This window comes from Stieleria bergensis, assembly GCA_007745635.1.
Lineage (GTDB): Bacteria > Planctomycetota > Planctomycetia > Pirellulales > Pirellulaceae > Stieleria > Stieleria bergensis.
Map to the genome: position 1 here is coordinate 2,755,249 of CP036272.1, position 21,230 is coordinate 2,776,478.

The window sequence follows — 21,230 nt, forward strand, 5'->3', positions numbered from 1 at the left end:
GACTTTTCATTTTTGTGTTAGTCCAGTGCTTGGGAGTCTATTTTCGCTGTTACGATCTTCTCAGTTGTCTCACGATATCACATTTCAGAGAAAATGCCTCAGCGACCGGAACGTCCCCACGGTGACTGGACTCAGCAGAACCTTCAGTCGTCCACAAGAACGGATAGAAAGTGAAGCAGCGATCACCGGACAGTTCGAGAACATCCGACTTCCACGTTTCCCAACGCATCCCGACGTAGAACTCAGACAAGTCTCCCGTCAAAGCCCAATACAAGAAGTCCGAGTAACCGAACTCCATCGGCTCCCATTCCAGATCGTCTGGCGACCAGAAATAGACCGCTCCAACTTCTTCATCAAATGCTCCGCCATTGAGAGCGAAGAAACCACCCGCCGCATCATCAGCAATGAGATGAAGTCCATTGGACTTGCCTTGATTCCAGCCAGACAATGTTCGTGAAAGTCTTGGATGCCCTGAGCCTAGAAAGCGAAGCCAGCCATGGTCGATCAAAATGCCGCCCGTTTCATGAGCTACAGCGCCCAACGGCGAACGTGTAGTAACTTGAGTTTCCACGAGCACTTCATCGCACTGGGATGATGGTGGAAGTATCTCAAAGTAGTTCGTTGCCGATCTCGTCCATTCAAGGATCAGATCGATACCGGGTGCATCTTTGTCGATGAGTTCTTTAAGTGTCTTCACCCAATGCGATCCTTCAGATCCACGTCTACGTTTTCTCTTCAACTGCCTTCGTGTGCCAACAAGCCCACAGAATAAAGACTCCTTGCAAAGGAAGTCTCAATATGTGAACAAGAGGAGATGCTGGCATCAAATCCTGATTCTGGAACAAGTAGATATTGGCGGGAAACACGGCAATTAAGAGGGCGATGATTCCCCACGCCGCCAAATGAGACAACTTTGGAATCAGCAGCAGGACACCCAGAAGAATCTCACAAACGCCGCTGACCAGCACCAGTTCTTTATGAAGTGGAAGATATGGCGGCACAATCTTCAGGAAGAATTCGGGGTTCACGAAGTGCATCGTGCCAGCCACGATCATGAAGATCGCCAGTAGGTATTTCGAGATCGGTTTGATGCGTTTCATTTATTGACCTGTTTGAACGCATCGAGAAAGATCTCCGGGGTCTGGGCACCAGGCAATGTGACCGCATTGTTGATGATGAAGAATGGGACGCCATCAACGTGATGCCGCTGAGATATTTCTCTGCCGTTGGAGATGACATCCAATCCATCATCGCTGTTCAGCATGGCTTCGGCAGCTTGCCGTTCCAGTCCGGCTTCAGCAGTCACGTCAATAAGCGTTTGCTGATTGCCGATGTCTTGTCCTTCAGTGAAATAAGCTCGGAACAGTGCCTCAACAACCGCATCCTGACAATCATCCTGATTGGCAAGCCAGATGAGCCGGTGAGCATCAACTGTGTTTGCTGTCCTTTCAGTCTTATCGAAGGCAAAATAGATTCCTTCGGATTCACCGACAGCAACTACTTTGGCATCCAGTTCCAGTGATCGCTCCCAACTTCCGAACTTTCTCGTGCGATATTCTTTTCGACTGATACCCTCTTTCGGCATCGTCGGGTTGAGTTGAAACGGATGCCAGTGAACTTGTACGTCGTGCTGACCATCAACGGCAGCAATCGCCTTCTCCAGCCGTCGTTTGCCGATGTAGCACCAAGGGCAGATGACATCAGAGATCACATCGACGGTGAGATTCATCAAGGCTCCTTGTTCAACGATAAATGTCGGTGCAGTTTAACGTGTTAGAATTGCCGATGATAACCTTGGAGAAGCAATGACGATTTCACGCCGACAATTCTGCGGATCACTGGGAGCCGGACTTGCCGCAGCCAACTCCAACCTGTTCGCTGATGAACAGCCGACCAAGCCGCTTCGAGTCATCGCCTACAACATTTACAAATGCACAGGCTGGCCAAACAATCGTCCACGAGCGAAGCAGGCTGTCGCCAAAGGTCAGATGGCAAAGCGGTTGGCGATGGAACTGGCTTTGTACGAACCAGACATCATTAACTTCTCGGAATCACCCAGCGAAGAACTAACCAAGGAAGTTGCGGAACTGCTGGGAATGAACCACGTCCGATTCCCCAGCGGAGGCAATTGGCCGGGCACGCTGTTGAGCAAGTTTGAGATCATTGAATCTCAGAATGCCCCGATGAAGGGGCAACGGCCCAAAGAATTGTTCACACGGCACTGGGGCCGGGGCACGGTCAAACTTCCGAATGGTAATCCACTCATCGTTCATTCCGCCCATCTTTATCCGACCGCCGATCCGACAATCCGATTGAAAGAAATTCGGGCGATGATCGAATCGATGGAGCCGGATCTGAAAGCTGGGAAGTCAATGCTCTTGATCGGCGATCTCAACCACGGCCCCGACACCGAAGAGTACAAACTTTGGATTGATGCTGGCTGGGTGGACACATTTGCCAAGGTCGGCAAGGGCGACGGTCCAACAATCAAGGCCGACATTCCCAAGTGGCGAATCGATTACGTCATGGCTGCTGGTCCAATTGCCGAGCGAGTGATTGAATCGAGGCCGTTGTTTGAAGGAGCGTTTCGCCTGAACATCAACGACAAAGAATCGTTTGCATTGAGCGATCACTTGCCCCAGTTGGCAGTGTTTGAATAGAAATCAACGGGAGACCAGCGTGCTGAATGACATAAATAATCGCCTTACTCGGGCAAAGGAGCGATCTCGAAGAAAACAAAAGCTCGACTCGATGCTGCGTGAATCGCAAAAAATTCTCAAACAAGAGCAAAGGAATTGCAGTCGGCACGATCAGATTCTTTCCAGTGAAAAAGCTGACGTAGATAAGCTGGAGGGCCTCAGCCTCACCGGGTTGTTCTATTCCATCCTCGGCACCAAAGATGAGCGGCTCGAAACGGAACGTCAAGAATATCTTGCCGCAAAGCTGAAGCACGAAGAATGCTCACAAGCGGTCGGCGATGCCGAAAATGAGGTTGAAAGACTCGTTGCGGAATTGGACTCGTTTCAAGATGCTGAGAGTGAATACCTCGCACTGATAAAAGAGAAAGAGCAATTCTTAGCCCAGACCGGTGATCACCGTGCTAAGACCCTTCTCGAATTTACCGAGCGCTTGTCAGATCTTGAAGCAGACCGAAAAGAGCTTTGCGAGGCGGTCGAAGCAGGTAGGACTGCTGAGCGGTCGCTTGAACAGGTACGTTCCGAACTTCGTTCCGCCGAAAACTGGGGCACATGGGACTTGATCGGTGGTGGCACGATCTCCACATGGGCGAAGCATTCAAAAATCGATTCTGCCAAAAGACAGGCGCAAGTCGCCCAACGACGCTTGCGACGATTTCAAGAGGAACTTGCTGATGCTGACCAGCGGCTGCATCTTTCTTTGGAAGAGATCGGTGGATTTTCAACCTTTGCTGATTTCTTTTTCGATGGACTGATCGCCGACTGGATCGTTCAATCGAAAGTTCAAAAGGCTTCTAGTGCCTGCGATGTTGCCATTCGCAAGGTTGCGTTGGCTTTGGGTGATTGCCGCAGAAAGCTCACTGAAGTCGAGCAAGAGATCCAGCAGATCGAAAGCGAGCACCGACAGTTCATCGAGGAAGCCTAGAAAACTGATACGCCAGAAAGATCTCGATGCCAAACTTCATCTGTAAAACCTGCGGCAATCAATTTGCCGAGACCGACGAGCCACCCAGCGAATGCAAAATTTGTACTGATGAGCGGCAATACGTCGGCTGGGATGGCCAGCAGTGGACGACACTCGACGGTCTACGACAGTCACACTGGAATGTCGTCAGACTCGAAGAACTCGGGCTTTACGGGATCGGGATGGAACCGAGCTTCGCCATCGGTCAGCGGGCGATGCTGATCACTCACCCAGAAGGCAACGTGCTCTGGGACTGCATCCCGCTGATCGATGACGGCCTTATCGAGATGATCCGGGGGATCGGCGGGATCTCGGCCATCGCCATTAGTCATCCGCACTACTACACGAGTATGGTTGAGTGGGCTCGCACGTTTGACTGTCCGATTTATCTTCATGCGGCTGACCGTCAGTGGGTCATGCGGCCAGATGCGGCTGTCGAATTCTGGGACGGCGAAACGAAGGACATCGGCAACGGTCTCACTTTGATCCGCTGCGGCGGACATTTCGACGGTGGCACAGTGCTTCATTGGCCTGACGGTGCTGACGGCAAAGGAGTGATCCTGAGCGGCGACATCTTGCAAGTTGTACAGGACCGGCGATGGGTCAGCTTCATGTACTCGTATCCAAATCTGATCCCGCTCTCGGCTTCTGCTGTGCGGAGAGTCGTGGATGCTGTTGAGCCGTTCGAGTTCGACCGGGTTTACGGCGCTTGGTGGGGTAAAGTGGTCTGCAAAGATGCGAAGGCGGCGGTTCAGAGATCGGCTGAGCGGTATATTCGTGCGATTCAAGAGGAGTAAGGACCAAGTCATGTCAGATCAATCACTTCGGGAGCACGTCTTGTACCTACTCAAAGGCGGCGGTGCTCATCTTGATTTCGAGAAGGCCATTGCCGATCTGCCCGAGGAGTTTCGTGGTAAAAGGGTCGAACGTGTCTCGCACACGCCGTGGCGTCTGCTTGAGCACCTGCGAATTTGCCAGTGGGATATTCTGGAGTTCGCTCGTGATCCAGATCATGTTTCGCCTGACTTCCCAGATGGATACTGGCCGAAAGACGATGGCCCACCAAGCTCCGAAGCATGGGATAACAGCATCCAAGCTTTTCGGGATGACTTACAGTCCATGATCGATATGATCTCCGATCCAGAGACGGACCTTTATGCTCGGATTCCCCACGGTGACGGCCAAACAATTCTGCGGGAGGCATTGCTCGTGGCTGATCACAACGCCTACCACCTTGGGCAGTTAGTGTTTCTTCGGCAATGTCTGGGTGCGTGGGAGGATTGATGAATGTCTCCGTCGTCGAAGGCGATCTCCTAAACCAAGACGTTGATGTGATCGTGAACGCTTGGAATCGGAACATTGTCCCGTGGTGGCTCCTGCTTCCTCAAGGTGTTTCCGGTGCGATCAAGAAACGGGGCGGCACTGGCCCGTTCAAGGAGTTGGCGAAGCACCGGGCAATGCCGTTGGGATCAGCAGTCGTGACCTCGGCTGGCAAGCTACCGTTCAAGGGCATCATCCACGTCGCCGGGATCAACATGTTTTGGCAGGCATCTGAACAGTCGATCCGTGGTTCTGTTCGCTCTGCGATCCAGATCGCCGACGAAGAAGGATTCGATTCCATCGCCTTTCCATTGATCGGTGCGGGTTCTGGTGGCTTCGATCAGGAGAAGGCGACAGCGATCATGCTGGATGAATTGCAGAGCTTGGAATCACCGGTGGAAGTGACAGTCGTGGTTTTCAAGAAACGGTAGTAGTCTCCGAAACCGTTTCCGCATAAAAGGAAACTGCTCCAGTGAACATGCACGGGAGTCCCTTCAAAATGGAAGCCGCTCAGCTTTTTCAACAGAATTGTTGAGAAAGAAACTTTGTAACACGTTTCGTCAGGTAGGACTCGAATTGGAAAGCCCACCTGCCGCCAGCGGCGGCAGGTGGGCCTGTGAACCGTCAACTACATCGGAAAGCACTCAATCGCCAATGTAATGACATTCAAACTCATCAAGATCGTCGAAATTTCTGACGCTGAAGAACCCATCACCACCCATCACAAGGAGTTCTCACAGTCGATCCTACCGACCACCGTGACAACTTCGCAGTCAACTTCTTTCGCACTCCAGTACCGATTCGATGGATTCGGGAGAATCTGTGGAATATTCATTTTACCGCTCATACTTCCAAGTCAGTCATCGAATAGCCACTTCCGGAATACATTTGCCTAAGCTCTTCGTAATGCTTGAAGGTCGCAGCTTCTTTCAGCGCCCTGATGTCTGCCAACACAACTCGTCGTTCTTCATTCAAATCGTCGAGTTCATCCCATCGCTCCGACAGCAGGTGTTCCGCTGCTTCTTGGAAGCTCATGATTTCATCATTCGGGGTGTTTTCATCAGCAAGCTGCAACTGAGTTACTGGGTCGTACTGACCGCATCCAACATGAATACTGGTGTAGTTGACAAAAAATTGTTCCTCACCAAGCTCAGATTTTGGCTTAGGCCACTCCCCAGTCCAAACCGATTTCAAAGGAACATGACCTTGGCAATCGCAAGTGATTCGTTGCAAACCACAGCTTGAACAAAGTTCCACGTCACATTCGTTGATATGGGGCTGACCCGGTTCAACACCGCAGTCGGGGCAATTCGTTCTAGTTTTCATATTGGCCTCCATTGCCAAATTCAATTGAGGAAAAACTCGTGGCGGTCGCCAGTCTCGCAGCATTCAATGCTCGCTGGACCTCGTTGATCCAGACGAACTTCGTTCCGAAATTCGAGGTCGCCGTGTCGAACGTGACATGGGACGAGTTGAGGCACACCGTCATCGTCGATGGACTCTGCGATCATGGCCGCAGCAAGCATCTCGCTGTCGATTCGACCTACCCTTTTCCACGCTCGCTTCAGTGCTTGGTCTAATTCGGTCATAACATCGTCGGGGTGACCGTTATGGTGACGATACAGCCACGCTCTTGTTTTCCAGCCGTCTTCCCGTTCTTCCATCAGTGAAATATCACATCATTCCAAAGTCTAAACATCGCTTGACGGCCAAGTCGTCCAACAAAGGAACGATCCTTCGACGCCAGTTTCGAGCAAAGTCAAACTTTCGAGGTTTGTTGTTGGCGAAGGGGTTCCTAGCTTTTTGACGATCTTTCTCCGCAGCCTTCTTTCGCTTCGTCTTCATTGGTGGAACTTCCTTGTTTCGAGCGCATGCAAGCACTCGGAAATGAACTTGGGAAAGGATGCACCGGCATCCCAGGCGACCGAGCACCGTGCTCAACGTCGCAACCAGCAAAGCGTGCTGGTCAGTTAAGGCGAAGCAAATTTCCATCGCCTTCGCTCAATCGTTCGACCACTGTTTCGATGTGTTTGTTCATCGTCTCCAGTGACTCTTTGAGGATTGCCTCGTCACGATGCTGCCAGTACCCACATTCATCTCTGACGGTGACTTCAAGCCCTGCTGTACTTGCCAAATCCAGCAACTTGATTGCCGAAGTGTGGGACTTCAAGAAATTGGCAACGCCCCCATGTCCTGCGTCTGACGCATATTGAGTCTTGCAAAAGACATGGAAGTTCCATTCACCGTTTGCCCGCTTGCAAAGAGCCATATGGCATGCCTCAGAACCTATACCTGGGTTGGCAACGAAACCAATGATCTTTGCGGGAGCCAAAAGTTCGACTTCATCTTCACCTGAAATGTCGAGTCGAGCATGCGTAACCAAAGTCCGATTCGCTTTGTCGCAGGTGCTTAGATCGCACTCTTCACCCGTAAGTTCAATAATGTCGCTTACGCTAACTAGATCAAGCTCAAGAGCCTGTTCTCGAAGGTTGTGAATGATCTTGCGAACTTCTTCTTCTGTTTGCTCGTCAGTCTTCAGACTGTAGTGGATCGTGATTCCCATTTTGATTCTCCAATTCTTAGTTTCAGTTTTTAGTGGCTAGTGTCTGATGTCAGTTGTTCAAATGGTGCTGGTTCAAGTCCTTCCGAAGCTTCGACAGTTGCTCGGCAGGAAGACTGACTCTGTAGTGACCTTTGATATGGGTCACTCCGCACTCTTGTATTGCTTTGACTCGGTGCAGTCCGTCAACAATCACGGTCTCACCATCAATGTCTGCCAAGACAATCGGTGGCAGTTCCTCGCCCGCTTCGATTTCTCGCTTGTACATCTCAACGGTTTTCTCGCACAGTTGGTCCTGCTCATAGAGCGACTGTTTAATGCGACACACCAGATCGGGATGAATGACCTCACACTCGTCAGAGTCTTGTCCATCCGAGGCACAGCAGAATGTGGTTAGGGTGCCGTCGTCACGAGTGTCGATGATCTTGCAGCGGTTGTGTTTGTAGTAGATGAACTCGCCATCGCTCGTGACGGTGACAGGTTCGCCGTTGATTCGACATTGGACGCCAGTGGTAAGTTTCTCCAAGTAAGTGTTTTCGATTGGAAGATGTAGCATTATGGTTCTCCGCATGATTAGTAAGGTCTGAATCAGTCCGTGATCAACTTTCGATCACGATGCACAAATCATTGCGAAGGTGGCTGACGATTCGTTGACGCCAGCATTGACAAATCGCTGACACTTCAAGAATTCTTTTCATTGACCAAGAGGCGGTAGAATCCGACCTCGCTTTCGATAACGAACTCGGTCATTCCCGCTACGTGCAGTTTTCTGCGAAGTCGGGCAATGCACTGCTGAAGTGCAGATTTCACAGGAGTATCAATTCCCCAACCCGCTTCCATGAGAGAGTCCAAGCTAATTCTTTGGCCGGGGCGAGCCGAGAGGCGGCGGAAGAGCTTTAGTTCTTTACAGTTGCCGACGTGAACCGATTTCTCGCCAATAACAATGGCACACGAGTCCTCGTCAACAAACTTCGATTTCAATCTAGGGTTCTTTCCACGCTCGACACGCAGTTGCATCAGCCTTGAACCCATTTCAATGGCTACCGCATTCTCGATTGCAAGTCTGCCAGATGGAGATCGCAACGGTTGCAAACCACTATTAAGGCACCATTGAAATTCATCATCGTCAACTGAGTATCGCTCACGAAATTCTCGGTCACTCCAAAAGTCGCCACCCTTCCTTCCATATTCCCTCATCCATTCGATTCGCTGACCTGCCTCAACAACAAATTTAGAATCGACTCGAACGACATCGACGTAGGCGACGGCGGCGGGATCGAGATTCAGTGTTTCGGCGTAAGCCAGTGCGATCTGTTTAATAGTGAAGCCTGCGACATCGACTTCAATATCGTTGGCTCCGTAGGTGAGATGGTTGGTAAATACAGCCAGCATCTTGTTGCTCCTATGTCAGCGTTTACCTTTATCGCAAAGTTGAATACGGAAAGTGACATATCTGAAGCTGATTTTTAGAATTTGGCGTCGCCCGAATCATAGATCAGTTGACCGACCTCAACAATGTTGTCGAATCGCTCGTCGTCAAGAGCATACGGGCGTCCCTCATCTGACGTGAAGACGACAAAATTCACCACACTACGAGGGAAATCCCAGAACGCAGAAACAAAGACACCAGAGTCGGCTAACGCAATAAACTGGTCGCCACGACTCAGCATCAAGCCACCCACTGCGAACATGTAAACGCCGAGACACTCGTCGATAATGTCATCTGACACCAGATCGGAGTGGCGAACTTGACCAAGCTCAACAAGTCCAAGACTCAAAGCCAGTTTGGCGTGAGTTACTAGACATTCCGCAGCTTGCTTAGCAGTCGCCTCCATTACTGTCCGAGCCAATCTCACGTAGTTACGAGACGCTTCGTCAGACTTATCACTTAGCCGTTTGTTTGTCGCCTCGTGGTCATTTATGAGTTTGTCTTGCTGAGTCAGTTGGCGTTTAAGATGTTCGATCTCTTCGCTCTTTCTCTGGGCACTTAAATCGACTTTTCTTCTTTGCTCCTCACTACTGCAAAGTTGCTTTCGGCAGGCAATGTACTGCTTTTTGATATTGACGAGATAGTGTTGATTCTTTGGTGCAACGTCGGGTTGAATCTCCTCCACACAGGCCAAGGATTCACGTCGGGCAAATTTACTGGTCGCATTTGTCATGGGATTAGCTTTCTTGTTTAGTGCTGTCGGCGCATATCTCAAGCGCCAGAAATGAAATGGAAAACGATCACGACCAACGTGGTCGTGTCGCACAATGCACAGCGGGAGCGGATTGGAGAACGCTAAGGCGTTCGAGTTTGCTCGGAGATAGCCGACTGTGCTTAATAAGTTGAAGTCATTCTACGCCGGAAAAAAGCGATTGTTTACTAACGCAGCAAGTCGCTCAGGATTCTTTTCAGCGTGGATAAGCTGAGCTAGCTGACAAGTCTCAAGCCGTGGCTTTTCACCCTGCTTGTGATGCGCAACGAGTCATTTACTGCGACCAAGCAAACGTCCCCAGCACTACAGCGAAATCACGGTGGCAATTTCGGAGCATGTGTTCCCCCTGCGTTTTGCAGATAGATCAAGGGGGAACAGCCATGATTGGGGCCAACCATACATCCGCCGTTGGCGGATGCATGGCTCTGACTTCAACAAGGCTAATAGCGAACAGGCTAATCAGTTAATAACGCCAACTGGCTCTGCCGAAAACAGCGATGACTTCTCTTTCTCGAAGCGAGCAGTCAATTCTTCCAGGCTCTCTCCCTCACCGGCAAAAACCTTGTCGTCTGCTTCCAATGGCGGGAACTTAATGCGCATCGTTTTGCCGAGTCCGTATCGATAGCACCGGACTTTTGGAACATAAGCTGCTTCTGCGTAAATCCACTTTGCCCCGATAAGCCAATTTTTGATTGCTTTCGGTTTGTCGTCCCGTTTGCTACCGCATTTGATCCCTGCGGTTTCCAATATGGATTTTATCTTGTCCTTCGAGACCTCTGAATGAACACGAATCAGGCGAATCAGATGCCGCACTGCTTCATCGCAGTTGGTGATGTTGGTCCTCAGCAGGTTGGCCAATTGAGTAAGTTGTCCAAGCTCTTCTTCTGTCCACTCAAAGTCAGGTGCAAGCTTTACTTCATACGCTGAACCAGATTTCCCCCAAGTCGATTTGTCGAACAAATCACGACCTGTTAACTGAAATCGCTTCCACACTGCTGTGAGCTTCTTCTTCGTCTCCTCTGGCCGTGGTTGGCCTGTCCATCCATTAAATGCGTTCTTCACGCAGATACGAATGTTTGCAGAGACTCTGGCTCGCTTTCCTGATGTCAAGCGATCTGAGACAGACTGGTCGGGCAATTCATCGACAAACTTCTCGATGCAAGCGACTGCTTCATCGGGAGTCGCAAACTTGAATGGCGTGTACAGTGCAAGCTGATTGATCCAATGGTCGATACTGTCTGCTTGCATTTCGCCAGACAATGCTTGCGTGATTTGTTTCCAACTCTTTCCCTTCATTCCCTTAAAGTCTGCTTTTCGCTTCTGCTTCTGTTTGCCAGTTTTTGGGGCAGCAGCTTTGTTGGAAACCGGTTTTTCAGGAGAAGGGGTGCTCTGATGGGGGTGCAATATAGATGATAAGTTTCTTTCTTCTTTTTCTCTTTGTTTTAAGGCTTTTTCGATCCACGCCTGAACTTCGCCCTTTGGCATGACTGAAGCTTGGCCTTTGACTGCTGCAAGCACCCAATTCATGTAGCCGACAACATCTTGTACTTCCCTTTTTCGATAGGTCACTTGTTGAAGAGGTTGGTCAATTAACATCGTCCGACTTGAAGCAAGCGGCAGACGCATTCCGTTGCCCTTTGTTGGCAGAATCTCCATTGAAGCGAAACTGTGCATGTCTTTAGATTCAGCTTCTTTTGCAAGCTCTGGATACTTTTCATCGAGCGAAATGAGTCGTTGCCGCAACCCAGCAATCGCTTTGTTTGTGTCGAAAGGATTCTGCCAGACGTTGATGAAGTGAACGCCATTGGCGTTCTTTTGTTTCGCCTGAATATGCCATGCTTCCGTCCCCCAGAAATCATCCAGAAGAATTTCTAGTTGCTTCATGAAGACATTGCGACAACCGCCGTGAAGGTCATGGTCAATCGTGATACTTCTCGTTTTCTCGCTGGCCCTCCTAGCGAAATCACGCTTTCCATTGATGTGATCCCTGACTTCGTCTTCTTTAATTTTCCCACACCATGAACTAGCCCCATCGTCCGTGTATGCGACTCGGTAGTCTTCGCTAGAAAAGTGGCAGAAAAAATCCCAAAATTGCTCTGTCGCAATGGTGCGAGCGTGTTTTTTGAACTCACGAGTCGACTCGTAATCGTAGACGCAGACTGGTCGCCATCGCTGTTCGATTTCGGTCGTTTCCCAACGCTTGCCAGTTTGAAGATTCTGGTGGGGTGTTCTTGAAGTGAATTCGTACTGATGCCGAATGATGGCCGATGGTTTTGCATCCTTCTTCGGCTTGCGACTTTCGCATCGTCTCCACCACCTTGCCGTTCTCGCCCGTAACGGCCACCGCTCAAGCACTGGTGTGTCAGGAAACTTCTTCAGAAGCGCATCAACTCGCTCTTGAAAAAAAAGTTCATTGATCTTGCGCTCATTTTCCTCGTCGTTTACTCTATCTATATCTGTCATGGGATTGTGATCCTTTTCTGTGATAAGCTCACCGCCATGTGAGCGAAATGTACCCGGCCCACCTGCGGCAACGCCGCAGGTGGGCTTTTCTTTACCTGCTTACAAATGCCCACGCTTGTGAGCTAAGTTCATCAAGCTGACAAGTCGATTGGCCTGAAACTCTTCTCCAACAAGCCAAACGCAAGTCGCTCCATCACTGTTCTTAATTTCATATCCATTCGACCCGTTGTTGCTCAAATCGAATGGACCATGAAGCGAAACTTCATCAGCCTCAGTTGAATCGATTTGTCGATGGCCTGCCGATTCGAGTTCGGCGATGGTTTTCTTACGATGCCACACGTAGTAATAGCCACCACGACCGTTGTCGGCTTGAACAACAAAACCCTCATTGAACGCTCTTGCAGATGGCTTTCCGTCCGCACTCCGAAGGCCGAGTTCTTTCAGCCACTTGCCTGAGACGTGACTCGTCACATCGAACAACTTCCCAAGTTGCGTTAGGTTTAAATATTTGTACTCATAATTCATTTTTCCTCCTCATGTTCTTTCTGTTTCGCTTCTACACCGAAGAACTCAGCGACTCGCTTGAGGTCTTTGGGTGTATAAATCCGCCTGTTGCCAACGTGTTGCGGTTCAGGCACTCTGCCGCTGCGATGGCAATAATGAATGCGTGTCTCGTCGATACCGATCAATTGAGACACGTCCTTGATTGAAAAAAGTTTCATGTGACTTCCTCCTTGGATTTATGTAGTAGTTTGGGATTCGTTTTTGCGTGGAAAGCAGAAAGAATCTGAAAACTAGATTGGACACAGCTCACCAGAAGAACTGGTTTTCTGTTGGGGCCAATGTAGAAGCCGACTCAGCACGTCAGCTTGGGGTCGCCGGAGACGATGGCGATCCAGTTGAAGAAGGTTTGCGAAGGTTGGATGTAGTATAGCCTCGAAAGCAGAAAACTCCGATGGCAATCACGGTCGAAACAATCGAGTCCATCATTCCACGATTCCACAGATACGTCAAAAGAGGCCACTCGCTTTCGCTTCTTTGATGCGATTGTAAAACGCTTGCTTCTTGTAGCCGGTCTTCTCTTCCCAAAGCCGAAGACGATCAGCAATTGACTCTGCTGCTTTGTGGCAGTCGCAAGCGATAGCACGTTCTCGTGCAAGACGTTGGTCACGACTTTCAACTGTCGCTTCGCCTGCCAATTTTGATCGAACAACATCTTGCCAATGAACAATCTTGTCATCCGATTGTTGCGGCAGATTCAAGCGTTCCAATTTCTGTTGCAATTCACAAACGCCGTTTTCGTGTTTCCAATGCAAGTAGCTCGGCACGGCGTGATCGAAGAAGCTTCTCAAATCGATTTCGTATCCTTCATCCATGAGACTGAAAACGAAATCTCTGACGTGCGCTGCTTCTTTTGGGTCGAGTCGCTGACCGCCACATTCGATACCTTTCTCCACGGCATCATTGATAACTGCCTTGATCTCATCCTGACTTAGCATCCAGTGCATCGGCTTCATGCGACTCGCAACTGCGCCAAGAATCCCGTGTTTAGAGAGACTTTCATTCGAGGCGATGATGATGCCTCCTGTAAAATCGAATCGAATTTGTTGCCGAGCCGTCGTACTTGTAATTGTCCGACCGCCTCCTTTCACGCTGCCACATGCACTTCGCAGAATCCCAGCGGCATCTCGATCACGAAGAAGAGGCTCCATATCTTCCAAGAAGTGGATTCGATTGGGCGCATCACGCAAGGCGTCACGGAGTCCAGCCGCAGTCATGTGGCTATTGTGATGAATCCACTGGTCGCCAAGGTTTGCATTCAATTCATCGGTGATCATGTGACTTTTTGCATGACCGCCTGGACCGTACAGAAAGAACGAGGGCACTCGTCCTGTGGCGACCTCACGAACTCGCACACGGACAAGTTTTTGACGTTCTCGAATTGCATCAAGATGATTCATAGGTGCGGACTCGTGGAAAGGTGGAAATTGGTGATGCCACTCCCTATATCTATTCCCGAAAATTGACGATGTAAACTTCTCGCTAGAGATACGCAGCGTTCGCATTCGGCTTATCTAAGCTAAAGCTCGAAACGCCGTTTTTTGTTGAGTTTGCGAAGGTGCAAACAGTTGAGATGGCGTCAAAAAATATCGAGAAGTTTCTTGGATTGATTGAGCGTAGATAGGCCCAAGTGCTTCACCAAAACTTTTTTGAGCGAATTGCTCGCTCAAGTTTACGATGATTTTTTTCACGAGTAGAATAATTGGTCAACAGGTAAATGCGATCTGTGTTAAAGCACGATCCTCTGCTGACGCCAACTGCCATGTTTACGCTTCTGTAACGGCGTCCCCCTCAAATATGGCTCAAATCAAAGTCCGAGCTTCAGCATGCGCTGCTGGTGCTCAATAAAGTGGAGGGTCATCATGCCAAAAACACTTCACGCAGATGGTTTCTTGTTCAAACGAAACCCGTCGCCAACTGGCGGTGGATGGACCGTTGTCGATGCACATGGCAAGTTGATCGAACGCCAAGCGATCCTCAAGCGGGGACTGACATGCAACGAAGCGGAACTCACCGCCGTCTACCGAGCCGCTCAGTTGGTGGATGAAGGCGGGACTGTATTCACAGACTCAAAATTAGTTTGTGACTGGATTGAGACTGGTAGGTCAAAGAAAAGAAGCGACCTGAACAAGTTGATTCGGGCTTGCAAAGGACTGATCGAAAAGAAATCAGTCAGTCTGAGATTTAGATCAAGGAAACAGAATCTCGCTGGAATCTACAACGACCGAAATCGGCCAAATGAGGATGACGCCAAATCGCTTTAGGCTGAATTGCGTAGCGAGAAGACAGGCTTATGGATAATTCTCAATAGTTGTTTGCAATTCAACAGTGACGGAAATGCTGCATTTGCCGCACTCAAACTTCGTCTGATCTCAGAGATCGTCTGAGCGTAGCTACGCTCAAAATCACGCTCACAAAAGGGATGGTCGTTGGTATTTAGCCGTGTCAGGCCATGCCAGTCATCGATGTTCGGTGATCTCAAATGATATGGCCCAAAAGAAACTCGGATGTGAGATGTACCAATGGAAGAAACAAAAGACGGATTCACGGTTGTTTACACCGACGCTGCACTGAACCGAGTGCAAAAGAGAGTCGGGAACAACGGCAGACTGATCAAAGGCACTAACGGTTATAGATGTGTGGTAACTGACGAGCATGGCAAAGTTCTTCATGAACAGACCAACAAAAAGATTCAATGGGCTAACGAAGCAGAATCGTTTGCTCACTTGAAGGCGGTTGAATGGGCGGCGAAGAACGGCGTAACGAAATTGCTCATCTGTACGGACAATCTGAATGCTGCGGGAGCGGCACGAAAAGGCAAGTCCAAGCAGAAGCAGTACGTGTTCGTGAGAAAGGCAATGGCCAAAGAACATGGAATCGACGTTCAATTCACTTCCGTGCCTGGGAAGAACTGTCTTGGTTCAACGGGAATTGGAATTTGCTAACCGGCGAGTAGTACAGGATGGCGGCTTCCTGCCGTGAAGATCAGGCATCCTGCCCGAAGGTTTTTCGCATTGTGGAAACATCGAAGGGAAGAGTAGCGACATCGTCTGACACCGCTGCCCTTCGACGTTTCACTTGGCACGGCGCTCGGGTTGGTCCTCACCAGTGCCCTATCCTCCGACCAAGTTCTCTCAGTCTCTCACATCAGCTCGCGATTGCAAGTGATGCTTGCTCGCGACGGCGTGAACGAGCTTCTTCAAGCTTGCGATCACGCTCTGCATGGATCTCGCCGGACAGGCCATTCAAGCAGTCCGCTGGCGTGATGTAACCGATCCCGCTGTGCAAACGCGTCTCGTTGTAATGACACACATAAGCAGCTATTTGCTTGACCGCTTCGTCACGATCTCGCGGCGGATTGGGACGAATGCACTCCGTCTTCAACGTCCCGTAAAATCGCTCCTGCTTTCCGTTGCTTTGCGGGTAGTAAGGACTCGTCGTCACATGCGTCAAACCGTTGAAGCGAACGAATGCTTTAAAGTCTTTCGCGATGTACTGCGGACCATTGTCGCTGATGATTCGGGGCTTCACACCGGGATGTTTTTCCAGCGCTGCTTGAATCACAATCTCAATATCCACTTCCGTCATCGACTCGCGAAGTTCATGGTGCACGATGTAACGACTGAAGCCATCGAGTACCGTGATCAAGTAAAAAAACGTTCCACCAACGTTGATGTAAGAAACATCGGTATGCCAATGGCTATGCGGCTTTTTAGGCTGTTTGAAGCCTGTTCCTTTGAGCGACTTGGTCGCGGATTTGCGGTCCAAACGCCCCGCTGCTTTGAGAACGCGATAAACCGTCGAAGGGCTCACCGCAACGATGTCATCGTCAAGCATCATGAAAGTCAATCGGCGATAACCCTCCAGTGGATTCTTGTCATGGAACGCGACAATGGCTTGCCGCTCCCAATCCGCGAGCCACCAGTCGCGAGGGATCTTTCCGTTGTGGTCATTGACCATTCCGTAGCGTTTCTTCCAGGTGTGGAACTTGTTGGCCGCCAAGCCAAGCCACAGCAGCAGTTGCTTTGCAGGCAGCTCAGTTTGTTTCGTCCAATGGTTGATGTAATCGACGATTTGGTCTCGTGTATCGTGAGGAACCCAGCGACCGGTTAGAGCTCCCCATTTTCTTTTTTTGAGCGGATGTTCTCCTCCATCAGCTCAGAGATGACTTCGTTCTTAGCGTCGAGTTTCTCACGCATCTTCTGGAGCTTGGCATCGTGCTTGGACGTTTCAGCCTTCGTCGATCGCGGCGACTCAAAAGAGCGTTCAGCCTGTTGAAGCACGGAATTGATCCAGTTGTGGATCATCGTTGGCTGGACGTGCATCTCGTCAGCGATCTGCGAGACAGGAATTTGGTCTTTAAGATGCCTGCGAACCGCATCAGCCTTCTGTGAAGCGGTGAAAGATCGTCGTTTTTTTGTCATCAGAATTCTCCTCGGGGGGTGAGATTAATTCACCGGAGGCAAAATTCCAATTCCATGAGAGGCAAGACAGAACAATCCGGCAGATGCAGCGAGTCGAAGAGTCGTTCGACGAAAGTAGCTACACATCAACACTCAAGGAAAAGCAAAATGACAAATCTGATTCAACACGGCCCGAATGAAGTCGAACTCGATCTTGCTGGGTTTTCAATTACCCAGATCGAGGAGGCGTTGGCCGAAGTTCTCAATCTCAAGCCCAATCTGCTTTGTTATGTGAATGGCGTTCTCGTCATTGACCGAAAAAACTTCGTCCTCGAATGCGGTGCCACCGTTTCCTTTTGGAGGGCTTTTGGAGTTAAGGGGTCGGGGCGGTTGCATTCGATCCTAGAACGTCTGGTGATTGCTATCGAAGAGAACAATCGACAGATTCAGCGGATCGCTGATCACGTCAATCCTCCAAAACGGGCGTCTGTTACATCCAGCTATGTAGCGGAACGTTTAGGTCGATCCGTTCGCTGGATCGGTGAAATGGCTCGCAATGGCCAAATCCCAAAGTCCTGTATTTGTCCTGGTTCAGGTGACGGCAACTATTGGCGGTTCTGGAAGGACAGAATCGACCAATGGATTGAGGAAAGATAGGAGTACAAAGATGCCTCGTAAGCGAATGAAGGAAAAGAAGAAGATCGTTCTCTACGTCGATGGTATCGCCTACGCCGTGACAATGTTCCCGCCGAAGGGCCGGGAGAAGTCGTGGCATGCTTACTGGAAGGGGCTACCGACTCGTAAATCGACGAAAGAGCGAGCTTACGATGCCGCAGTGAAAGCGGTGGAACGGATGCTCTCGAATGGTGGGCAGCTTCCTGATTCTAAATCCGCCTCGATGTCGGACGACGAGTTCGTTGAAATCCAACGACGACATTACAAGAGGATTGGAGCAACCGCTGGCACCGTGGATGCGTGCCTCGAAGCTATCACTGCGTTCCAGACGATTTCCGGTGTCTCTCCGATTTCGCTCGCCACTGCGGACGACTGTGCCCGATTCCAGGATGAGGCCGTGAGACTTCCGAAAATCTGGCGAGTCCAATACGGTAATGAGGAGCGGCGGAAAGAGAAGATTTCAGACGAAAGCATCGAGCGACTTTCGTTGACGACAGTGTTGAAATGGTCTGTTGCGTTGCGTGCCGCTTTTGAGCGAGCCAATCTAAACGCAGGCAAAAAGTGTGTCCGCAATGTGGTGCCGCCTCGAAAGTTGCTCACGATCAACCCGTGGGACCAGTTCACATGGGTCGAAGACAGATCGCCCGTCGAAGTGCGACAGTTCAGTCCTGATGAATTGCTAAGCGTTCTCGACTACTTTGAGCAAAACTTCCCTTCCGTCACTGTCGCTCGCTTGGCGGCACAGACCTTTTTTTGGTCGTGTGCTCGACGCAAGGAAATTTCATCCCTGAAGTGGAGCGAACTGCGAGTCGTCAACGACGAGATTCACTTTGACATCTTGGGGAAGTGGCGGGTTCGTAAGTGGTTTCGGATACCTGGTCGGCTCTACGAGGAGCTTCTCCAAATCAAGACGGACAGTGAATACGTTTTCGGAGCATATCCACATCAGCTTCGGCGACATCTCTTACAAGGCAGGCGACCGGCCACCGCCCGACGAGTCCGCACCGAATTTGCTCCTGGCAATTTCGGCGACTGGTTCTATCACCGCATCGTCGATTGGTCCCAGAACCAACCGAACGGTGGTGCTTGTGTCCACGTCTTTCGCAAGACCGGCCTGCAAGGAGCCGTGGATGGCGAAGCCGAGAATCAGAAAGTCGCCCAGGACGCTTGCGTGAATCTCAGGGTGATGGCGACCCATTACACCACGGACCAAGAGCGGCAATTCCGTGCCAAGAGCAATCGGATGTTCGAGCGAATCGCCACCAGCCTGCCAACTGATGTGTTGATCCGCTACGGTTACACGCCCAAGGTGGTCGATCCACTCGTCGCCAAATTGGAGCAGGCGTACCGAGAAGAAGATTGGGCCGAAGTCGAACGGCTGAGCGGTGAACTTCGCCGCCGAGATCAGACAGGCTGAATTGGCTCGCCCTTGGCAATGCGGTCATCCATGAACGGCAGTCGTTACCCGACTGCCGTTCGTTTTTGCGCCAGCGAAATCCTCGACGCACCAAAAGTCGGTACAGATTTGAGGATTTTTGAGGATTGCAAAATGCGAAGCGGAAGTGCCGGAAACGAAAAAAGCCAGAAACCGTTATGGTTACTGGCTTTAGAAATACACCCCAGAGGATTCGAACCTCTAACCTTCGGTTCCGTAGACCGATGCTCTATCCAGTTGAGCTAGGGGTGCTTTGGGAAAGCAGGATTCTAATGTCTGTGTTTGCCTGTGCAAGCCCTCTTGCTCGGTTTTCGATTTTCTGGCGCGGTTGAACTCTCGGATGACGGATTTATCGGGATTTTCCCCGTCTTTTGACAACGCCGCGCCCAACTTCCTGCCCGGACAGCGACAGATGATCCCACGTTCGATAGACACTGGACTCGCTGCAAGGTTCACCAATGCCTGCCTGGGACTCGATCGACTTGCCAGTGCGGGAAAGGCCTGAGTGGACTAGCTGAGTGGATCTGCTTCGCTGGCCTTTGGCTCCGCCGGACTGACCAATAAACCAAAGGTCTCTTGACGGATCACCACCACCCATTGGTCCCGCTCAATCACGGCTCCTGCGGTCTTGGCCGCGACTTCTTGCCCATCGGGTAACGTCACGGTTCCGAACGGCTGCAAGGGGACTCGGACCTGAACTCGCTGGCCGATGATCTCTGTGCCGTCAGGATGGGCGGTTGACTGCCCTGCTCCGCTCTGCTGCGATGTTGTCTCTCTGCTCGTCGGTGGATTGAGGTTGTGGTAATTGACGGATCGCTTGCGTTGACTTGGCCCATCAACCCAAAAGCAGCAGTCATTGCCGCAGGTGCAACAGAGCATCGATGCGCCGCAACCTTCGCAGGCTGCCTCACTGCCACAGCTCTCACAGCCCGTGCAGCAACCGTCACAGCCAGCACAGAGACAATCGCAATCACCCTGTTGCATCCGCAATGGAAGCAGCAATGGACGGCGACGTGGCTTGGCCGTGCTGAGGTTGCGAGGCTGTTTACCAACCATCGCATCGAGGCGTTCCCGGATCCGTTGAATGCGATCGCCAACAATGTTGAGCGAAACGCTCTGCTGAGAACCGGATCCCATTTTGCCACCCAACAGGAATCCCAGTCCAACGATCTGCTGGATCGCAAACTCGAAAGCCGGTGCTAATCCCTCGTGATCGGCGATCGGATTGTAGTGCCCGCGGCGACGATCGGCTTCAAAGTCGACCGCACAGTCAAAGGCAATCAGCGCTTGACCGACCAAGCGTCCAGCGTTTTGATAACGCTCGATCTGTTGATGATCAACTGGTTGCTGTTGCTGCTGGGCAATCAATTTTGGCAGCAATCCGAAGACGGCTGCAAAGGCATCGCCGGTTGGTTTAACCGATTGAACCAAATCAACGCGTAACGTTCTCGATTCAAGCACCGCTTGAGTCGCAAAGCTTTGTTCAAGTTGATCGAAGATCGTTTCATCGATCTGACGAAGTTCCTTTCATCGATCTGACGAAGTTCCTTTGCTGCGTCTCTGCGCTGCTTGCGTAACACTCTCAAGCCCAGCCAGGCTAACGGTGAACGGGAGTCGCTCACATCGTCTTTTAGCTTGGTCTCCGCCAGCAGCACTGAAAACGCGGCAAAGTAACGGAGTGCAGCCTCCAGCGTCCGGGCGTCGGTTTCTGATGATTGCTGGAAGGCTTGTTGGCAGACGGAACTGCGTAGCTTGCAGCAGGTGGCAGTGGATTCCGGTGGCTGGGGTAACAGGCCATCGTCAATCGCCATACTGATCGCGAACAGAGCTTCGTAGCTGACGAAGGGCAGCGCACGCAAACCAGCTTGTCGTTTCAACATGCTGCAGCACATGGCGTATCGTTGTCGATACGGGCGATCGTTCTTGGGTCCGCTTAGGAATCCAAACATTGT

The 21,230-nt window shown here is 50.8% G+C and carries 28 protein-coding genes and 1 tRNA gene; 9 read left to right on the forward strand and 20 right to left on the reverse strand.

Annotation, left to right across the window (positions count from 1 at the left end; all coding sequences use genetic code 11):
* Positions 1–49: 49 nt before the first annotated feature.
* Genes SV7mr_RS09415 through SV7mr_RS09425 form a run of 3 tightly spaced genes read right to left on the reverse strand, consistent with a single transcriptional unit; the run spans position 50 to position 1,729 of the window.
* Positions 50–697, reverse strand: a complete 648-nt coding sequence (locus tag SV7mr_RS09415; RefSeq protein WP_145271377.1) for a DUF2625 family protein — start codon at positions 695–697, stop codon at positions 50–52.
* A gap of 25 nt (positions 698–722) precedes the next feature.
* A complete protein-coding gene (locus SV7mr_RS09420) occupies positions 723–1,100 on the reverse strand; it encodes a DoxX family protein (RefSeq protein WP_145271379.1) in 378 nt (125 codons plus the stop codon).
* Positions 1,097–1,729 carry a DsbA family oxidoreductase gene (locus SV7mr_RS09425; protein ID WP_145271381.1) on the reverse strand — a complete coding sequence of 211 codons (633 nt, stop codon included), beginning with the start codon at positions 1,727–1,729 and terminating at the stop codon, positions 1,097–1,099. The genes SV7mr_RS09420 and SV7mr_RS09425 overlap by 4 nt, the downstream gene beginning before the upstream one ends.
* Before the next feature lie 76 nt (positions 1,730–1,805).
* Here SV7mr_RS09425 and SV7mr_RS09430 point away from each other — a divergent pair, with 76 nt between their 5' ends.
* From SV7mr_RS09430 to SV7mr_RS09450, 5 genes are read left to right on the forward strand one after another with little or no spacing between them, the layout of a single operon-like run.
* Entirely contained in the window at positions 1,806–2,660 is an 855-nt protein-coding gene (locus SV7mr_RS09430) for an endonuclease/exonuclease/phosphatase family protein (protein WP_145271383.1), read from the forward strand.
* Between the two features lie 19 nt (positions 2,661–2,679).
* Entirely contained in the window at positions 2,680–3,621 is a 942-nt protein-coding gene (locus SV7mr_RS09435; protein WP_145271385.1) for a coiled-coil domain-containing protein, read from the forward strand.
* 26 nt (positions 3,622–3,647) lie between these two features.
* A complete protein-coding gene (locus SV7mr_RS09440; RefSeq protein ID WP_145271387.1) occupies positions 3,648–4,457 on the forward strand; it encodes an MBL fold metallo-hydrolase in 810 nt (269 codons plus the stop codon).
* A 10-nt stretch (positions 4,458–4,467) separates the two neighbouring features.
* Positions 4,468–4,944, forward strand: a complete 477-nt coding sequence (locus SV7mr_RS09445; RefSeq protein WP_145271389.1) for a DinB family protein — start codon at positions 4,468–4,470, stop codon at positions 4,942–4,944.
* Entirely contained in the window at positions 4,944–5,411 is a 468-nt protein-coding gene (locus tag SV7mr_RS09450) for a macro domain-containing protein (protein ID WP_145271391.1), read from the forward strand. Before SV7mr_RS09445 ends, SV7mr_RS09450 begins: the two co-directional genes overlap by 1 nt.
* Before the next feature lie 412 nt (positions 5,412–5,823).
* On the opposite strand, the gene SV7mr_RS09455 is transcribed toward SV7mr_RS09450, so the two are convergent.
* From SV7mr_RS09455 to SV7mr_RS25260, 12 genes are all read right to left on the reverse strand, one after another.
* A complete protein-coding gene (locus SV7mr_RS09455) occupies positions 5,824–6,330 on the reverse strand; it encodes a hypothetical protein (protein WP_419188317.1) in 507 nt (168 codons plus the stop codon).
* Entirely contained in the window at positions 6,327–6,644 is a 318-nt protein-coding gene (locus tag SV7mr_RS09460; RefSeq protein ID WP_145271395.1) for a hypothetical protein, read from the reverse strand. Before SV7mr_RS09460 ends, SV7mr_RS09455 begins: the two co-directional genes overlap by 4 nt.
* Positions 6,645–6,654: 10 nt before the next feature.
* Positions 6,655–6,825, reverse strand: a complete 171-nt coding sequence (locus tag SV7mr_RS25255; RefSeq protein ID WP_419188318.1) for a hypothetical protein — start codon at positions 6,823–6,825, stop codon at positions 6,655–6,657.
* A 121-nt stretch (positions 6,826–6,946) separates the two neighbouring features.
* The gene (locus SV7mr_RS09465) at positions 6,947–7,543 is read right to left on the reverse strand and encodes a hypothetical protein (RefSeq protein ID WP_145271398.1); all 597 of its coding nucleotides are present in this window, start codon (positions 7,541–7,543) and stop codon (positions 6,947–6,949) included.
* A gap of 49 nt (positions 7,544–7,592) precedes the next feature.
* Positions 7,593–8,096 carry a hypothetical protein gene (locus tag SV7mr_RS09470; protein ID WP_419188319.1) on the reverse strand — a complete coding sequence of 168 codons (504 nt, stop codon included), beginning with the start codon at positions 8,094–8,096 and terminating at the stop codon, positions 7,593–7,595.
* 125 nt (positions 8,097–8,221) lie between these two features.
* Positions 8,222–8,932 (reverse strand): winged helix-turn-helix domain-containing protein, encoded by a 711-nt coding sequence (locus SV7mr_RS09475; protein ID WP_145271402.1) that lies wholly within the window; start codon positions 8,930–8,932, stop codon positions 8,222–8,224.
* 74 nt (positions 8,933–9,006) lie between these two features.
* Positions 9,007–9,702, reverse strand: a complete 696-nt coding sequence (locus SV7mr_RS09480; protein WP_145271404.1) for a hypothetical protein — start codon at positions 9,700–9,702, stop codon at positions 9,007–9,009.
* Between the two features lie 498 nt (positions 9,703–10,200).
* Positions 10,201–12,204 carry a hypothetical protein gene (locus SV7mr_RS09490; RefSeq protein ID WP_145271406.1) on the reverse strand — a complete coding sequence of 668 codons (2,004 nt, stop codon included), beginning with the start codon at positions 12,202–12,204 and terminating at the stop codon, positions 10,201–10,203.
* A gap of 99 nt (positions 12,205–12,303) precedes the next feature.
* Positions 12,304–12,729: a hypothetical protein gene (locus tag SV7mr_RS09495; protein ID WP_145271408.1), complete on the reverse strand. Its 426-nt coding sequence runs from the start codon at positions 12,727–12,729 to the stop codon at positions 12,304–12,306.
* A complete protein-coding gene (locus SV7mr_RS09500) occupies positions 12,726–12,926 on the reverse strand; it encodes a MerR family transcriptional regulator (protein ID WP_145271410.1) in 201 nt (66 codons plus the stop codon). The genes SV7mr_RS09495 and SV7mr_RS09500 overlap by 4 nt, the downstream gene beginning before the upstream one ends.
* A 288-nt stretch (positions 12,927–13,214) precedes the next feature.
* Positions 13,215–14,042: a hypothetical protein gene (locus SV7mr_RS09505; RefSeq protein ID WP_145271412.1), complete on the reverse strand. Its 828-nt coding sequence runs from the start codon at positions 14,040–14,042 to the stop codon at positions 13,215–13,217.
* 237 nt (positions 14,043–14,279) lie between these two features.
* Complete coding sequence (locus tag SV7mr_RS25260) at positions 14,280–14,456, reverse strand: hypothetical protein (protein WP_419188320.1); 177 nt, start codon at positions 14,454–14,456, stop codon at positions 14,280–14,282.
* 171 nt (positions 14,457–14,627) lie between these two features.
* Here SV7mr_RS25260 and SV7mr_RS09510 point away from each other — a divergent pair, with 171 nt between their 5' ends.
* The gene (locus tag SV7mr_RS09510) at positions 14,628–15,029 is read left to right on the forward strand and encodes a reverse transcriptase-like protein (RefSeq protein ID WP_419188321.1); all 402 of its coding nucleotides are present in this window, start codon (positions 14,628–14,630) and stop codon (positions 15,027–15,029) included.
* Positions 15,030–15,287: 258 nt separating this feature from the next.
* Complete coding sequence (locus tag SV7mr_RS09515) at positions 15,288–15,710, forward strand: ribonuclease H family protein (RefSeq protein WP_145271417.1); 423 nt, start codon at positions 15,288–15,290, stop codon at positions 15,708–15,710.
* Between the two features lie 202 nt (positions 15,711–15,912).
* On the opposite strand, the gene SV7mr_RS09520 is transcribed toward SV7mr_RS09515, so the two are convergent.
* Together SV7mr_RS09520 and SV7mr_RS09525 are read right to left on the reverse strand one after the other, a co-directional pair.
* On the reverse strand, positions 15,913–16,839 hold the full coding sequence (locus SV7mr_RS09520; RefSeq protein ID WP_473163691.1) for an IS3 family transposase: 927 nt from the start codon (positions 16,837–16,839) through the stop codon (positions 15,913–15,915).
* A 35-nt stretch (positions 16,840–16,874) separates the two neighbouring features.
* Complete coding sequence (locus SV7mr_RS09525) at positions 16,875–17,189, reverse strand: transposase (protein ID WP_145271091.1); 315 nt, start codon at positions 17,187–17,189, stop codon at positions 16,875–16,877.
* A gap of 54 nt (positions 17,190–17,243) precedes the next feature.
* Between SV7mr_RS09525 and SV7mr_RS09530 the strand changes: the two genes are divergently transcribed.
* Both SV7mr_RS09530 and SV7mr_RS09535 read left to right on the forward strand, forming a co-directional pair.
* Entirely contained in the window at positions 17,244–17,825 is a 582-nt protein-coding gene (locus SV7mr_RS09530) for a helix-turn-helix domain-containing protein (protein WP_145271419.1), read from the forward strand.
* Between the two features lie 10 nt (positions 17,826–17,835).
* Positions 17,836–19,260 carry a hypothetical protein gene (locus SV7mr_RS09535; protein WP_145271420.1) on the forward strand — a complete coding sequence of 475 codons (1,425 nt, stop codon included), beginning with the start codon at positions 17,836–17,838 and terminating at the stop codon, positions 19,258–19,260.
* Between the two features lie 196 nt (positions 19,261–19,456).
* Here the strand turns inward: SV7mr_RS09535 and SV7mr_RS09540 are convergent.
* The 3 genes from SV7mr_RS09540 to SV7mr_RS09550 form a co-directional block, all read right to left on the reverse strand.
* Positions 19,457–19,530, reverse strand: a tRNA-Arg gene (locus SV7mr_RS09540).
* Between the two features lie 258 nt (positions 19,531–19,788).
* Entirely contained in the window at positions 19,789–20,709 is a 921-nt protein-coding gene (locus SV7mr_RS09545; protein WP_419188322.1) for a hypothetical protein, read from the reverse strand.
* Positions 20,643–21,227, reverse strand: a complete 585-nt coding sequence (locus tag SV7mr_RS09550) for a DUF5685 family protein (RefSeq protein ID WP_419188323.1) — start codon at positions 21,225–21,227, stop codon at positions 20,643–20,645. Before SV7mr_RS09550 ends, SV7mr_RS09545 begins: the two co-directional genes overlap by 67 nt.
* Between the last annotated feature and the right edge of the window lie 3 nt (positions 21,228–21,230).

Bases quoted from the DNA above. Each gene is read 5' to 3' on its own strand.
- SV7mr_RS09420 (WP_145271379.1), bottom strand. From the start codon at position 1,100: ATGAAACGCATCAAACCGATCTCGAAATACCTACTGGCGATCTTCATG.
- SV7mr_RS09425 (WP_145271381.1), bottom strand. From the start codon at position 1,729: ATGAATCTCACCGTCGATGTGATCTCTGATGTCATCTGCCCTTGGTGC.
- SV7mr_RS09430 (WP_145271383.1), top strand. From the start codon at position 1,806: ATGACGATTTCACGCCGACAATTCTGCGGATCACTGGGAGCCGGACTT.
- SV7mr_RS09440 (WP_145271387.1), top strand. From the start codon at position 3,648: ATGCCAAACTTCATCTGTAAAACCTGCGGCAATCAATTTGCCGAGACC.
- SV7mr_RS09445 (WP_145271389.1), top strand. From the start codon at position 4,468: ATGTCAGATCAATCACTTCGGGAGCACGTCTTGTACCTACTCAAAGGC.
- SV7mr_RS09450 (WP_145271391.1), top strand. From the start codon at position 4,944: ATGAATGTCTCCGTCGTCGAAGGCGATCTCCTAAACCAAGACGTTGAT.
- SV7mr_RS09460 (WP_145271395.1), bottom strand. From the start codon at position 6,644: ATGGAAGAACGGGAAGACGGCTGGAAAACAAGAGCGTGGCTGTATCGT.
- SV7mr_RS25255 (WP_419188318.1), bottom strand. From the start codon at position 6,825: ATGAAGACGAAGCGAAAGAAGGCTGCGGAGAAAGATCGTCAAAAAGCT.
- SV7mr_RS09465 (WP_145271398.1), bottom strand. From the start codon at position 7,543: ATGGGAATCACGATCCACTACAGTCTGAAGACTGACGAGCAAACAGAA.
- SV7mr_RS09470 (WP_419188319.1), bottom strand. From the start codon at position 8,096: ATGCTACATCTTCCAATCGAAAACACTTACTTGGAGAAACTTACCACT.
- SV7mr_RS09475 (WP_145271402.1), bottom strand. From the start codon at position 8,932: ATGCTGGCTGTATTTACCAACCATCTCACCTACGGAGCCAACGATATT.
- SV7mr_RS09480 (WP_145271404.1), bottom strand. From the start codon at position 9,702: ATGACAAATGCGACCAGTAAATTTGCCCGACGTGAATCCTTGGCCTGT.
- SV7mr_RS09490 (WP_145271406.1), bottom strand. From the start codon at position 12,204: ATGACAGATATAGATAGAGTAAACGACGAGGAAAATGAGCGCAAGATC.
- SV7mr_RS09495 (WP_145271408.1), bottom strand. From the start codon at position 12,729: ATGAATTATGAGTACAAATATTTAAACCTAACGCAACTTGGGAAGTTG.
- SV7mr_RS09500 (WP_145271410.1), bottom strand. From the start codon at position 12,926: ATGAAACTTTTTTCAATCAAGGACGTGTCTCAATTGATCGGTATCGAC.
- SV7mr_RS09505 (WP_145271412.1), bottom strand. From the start codon at position 14,042: ATGATCACCGATGAATTGAATGCAAACCTTGGCGACCAGTGGATTCAT.
- SV7mr_RS09510 (WP_419188321.1), top strand. From the start codon at position 14,628: ATGCCAAAAACACTTCACGCAGATGGTTTCTTGTTCAAACGAAACCCG.
- SV7mr_RS09515 (WP_145271417.1), top strand. From the start codon at position 15,288: ATGGAAGAAACAAAAGACGGATTCACGGTTGTTTACACCGACGCTGCA.
- SV7mr_RS09525 (WP_145271091.1), bottom strand. From the start codon at position 17,189: ATGACAAAAAAACGACGATCTTTCACCGCTTCACAGAAGGCTGATGCG.
- SV7mr_RS09530 (WP_145271419.1), top strand. From the start codon at position 17,244: ATGAGAGGCAAGACAGAACAATCCGGCAGATGCAGCGAGTCGAAGAGT.
- SV7mr_RS09535 (WP_145271420.1), top strand. From the start codon at position 17,836: ATGCCTCGTAAGCGAATGAAGGAAAAGAAGAAGATCGTTCTCTACGTC.
- SV7mr_RS09550 (WP_419188323.1), bottom strand. From the start codon at position 21,227: ATGTTTGGATTCCTAAGCGGACCCAAGAACGATCGCCCGTATCGACAA.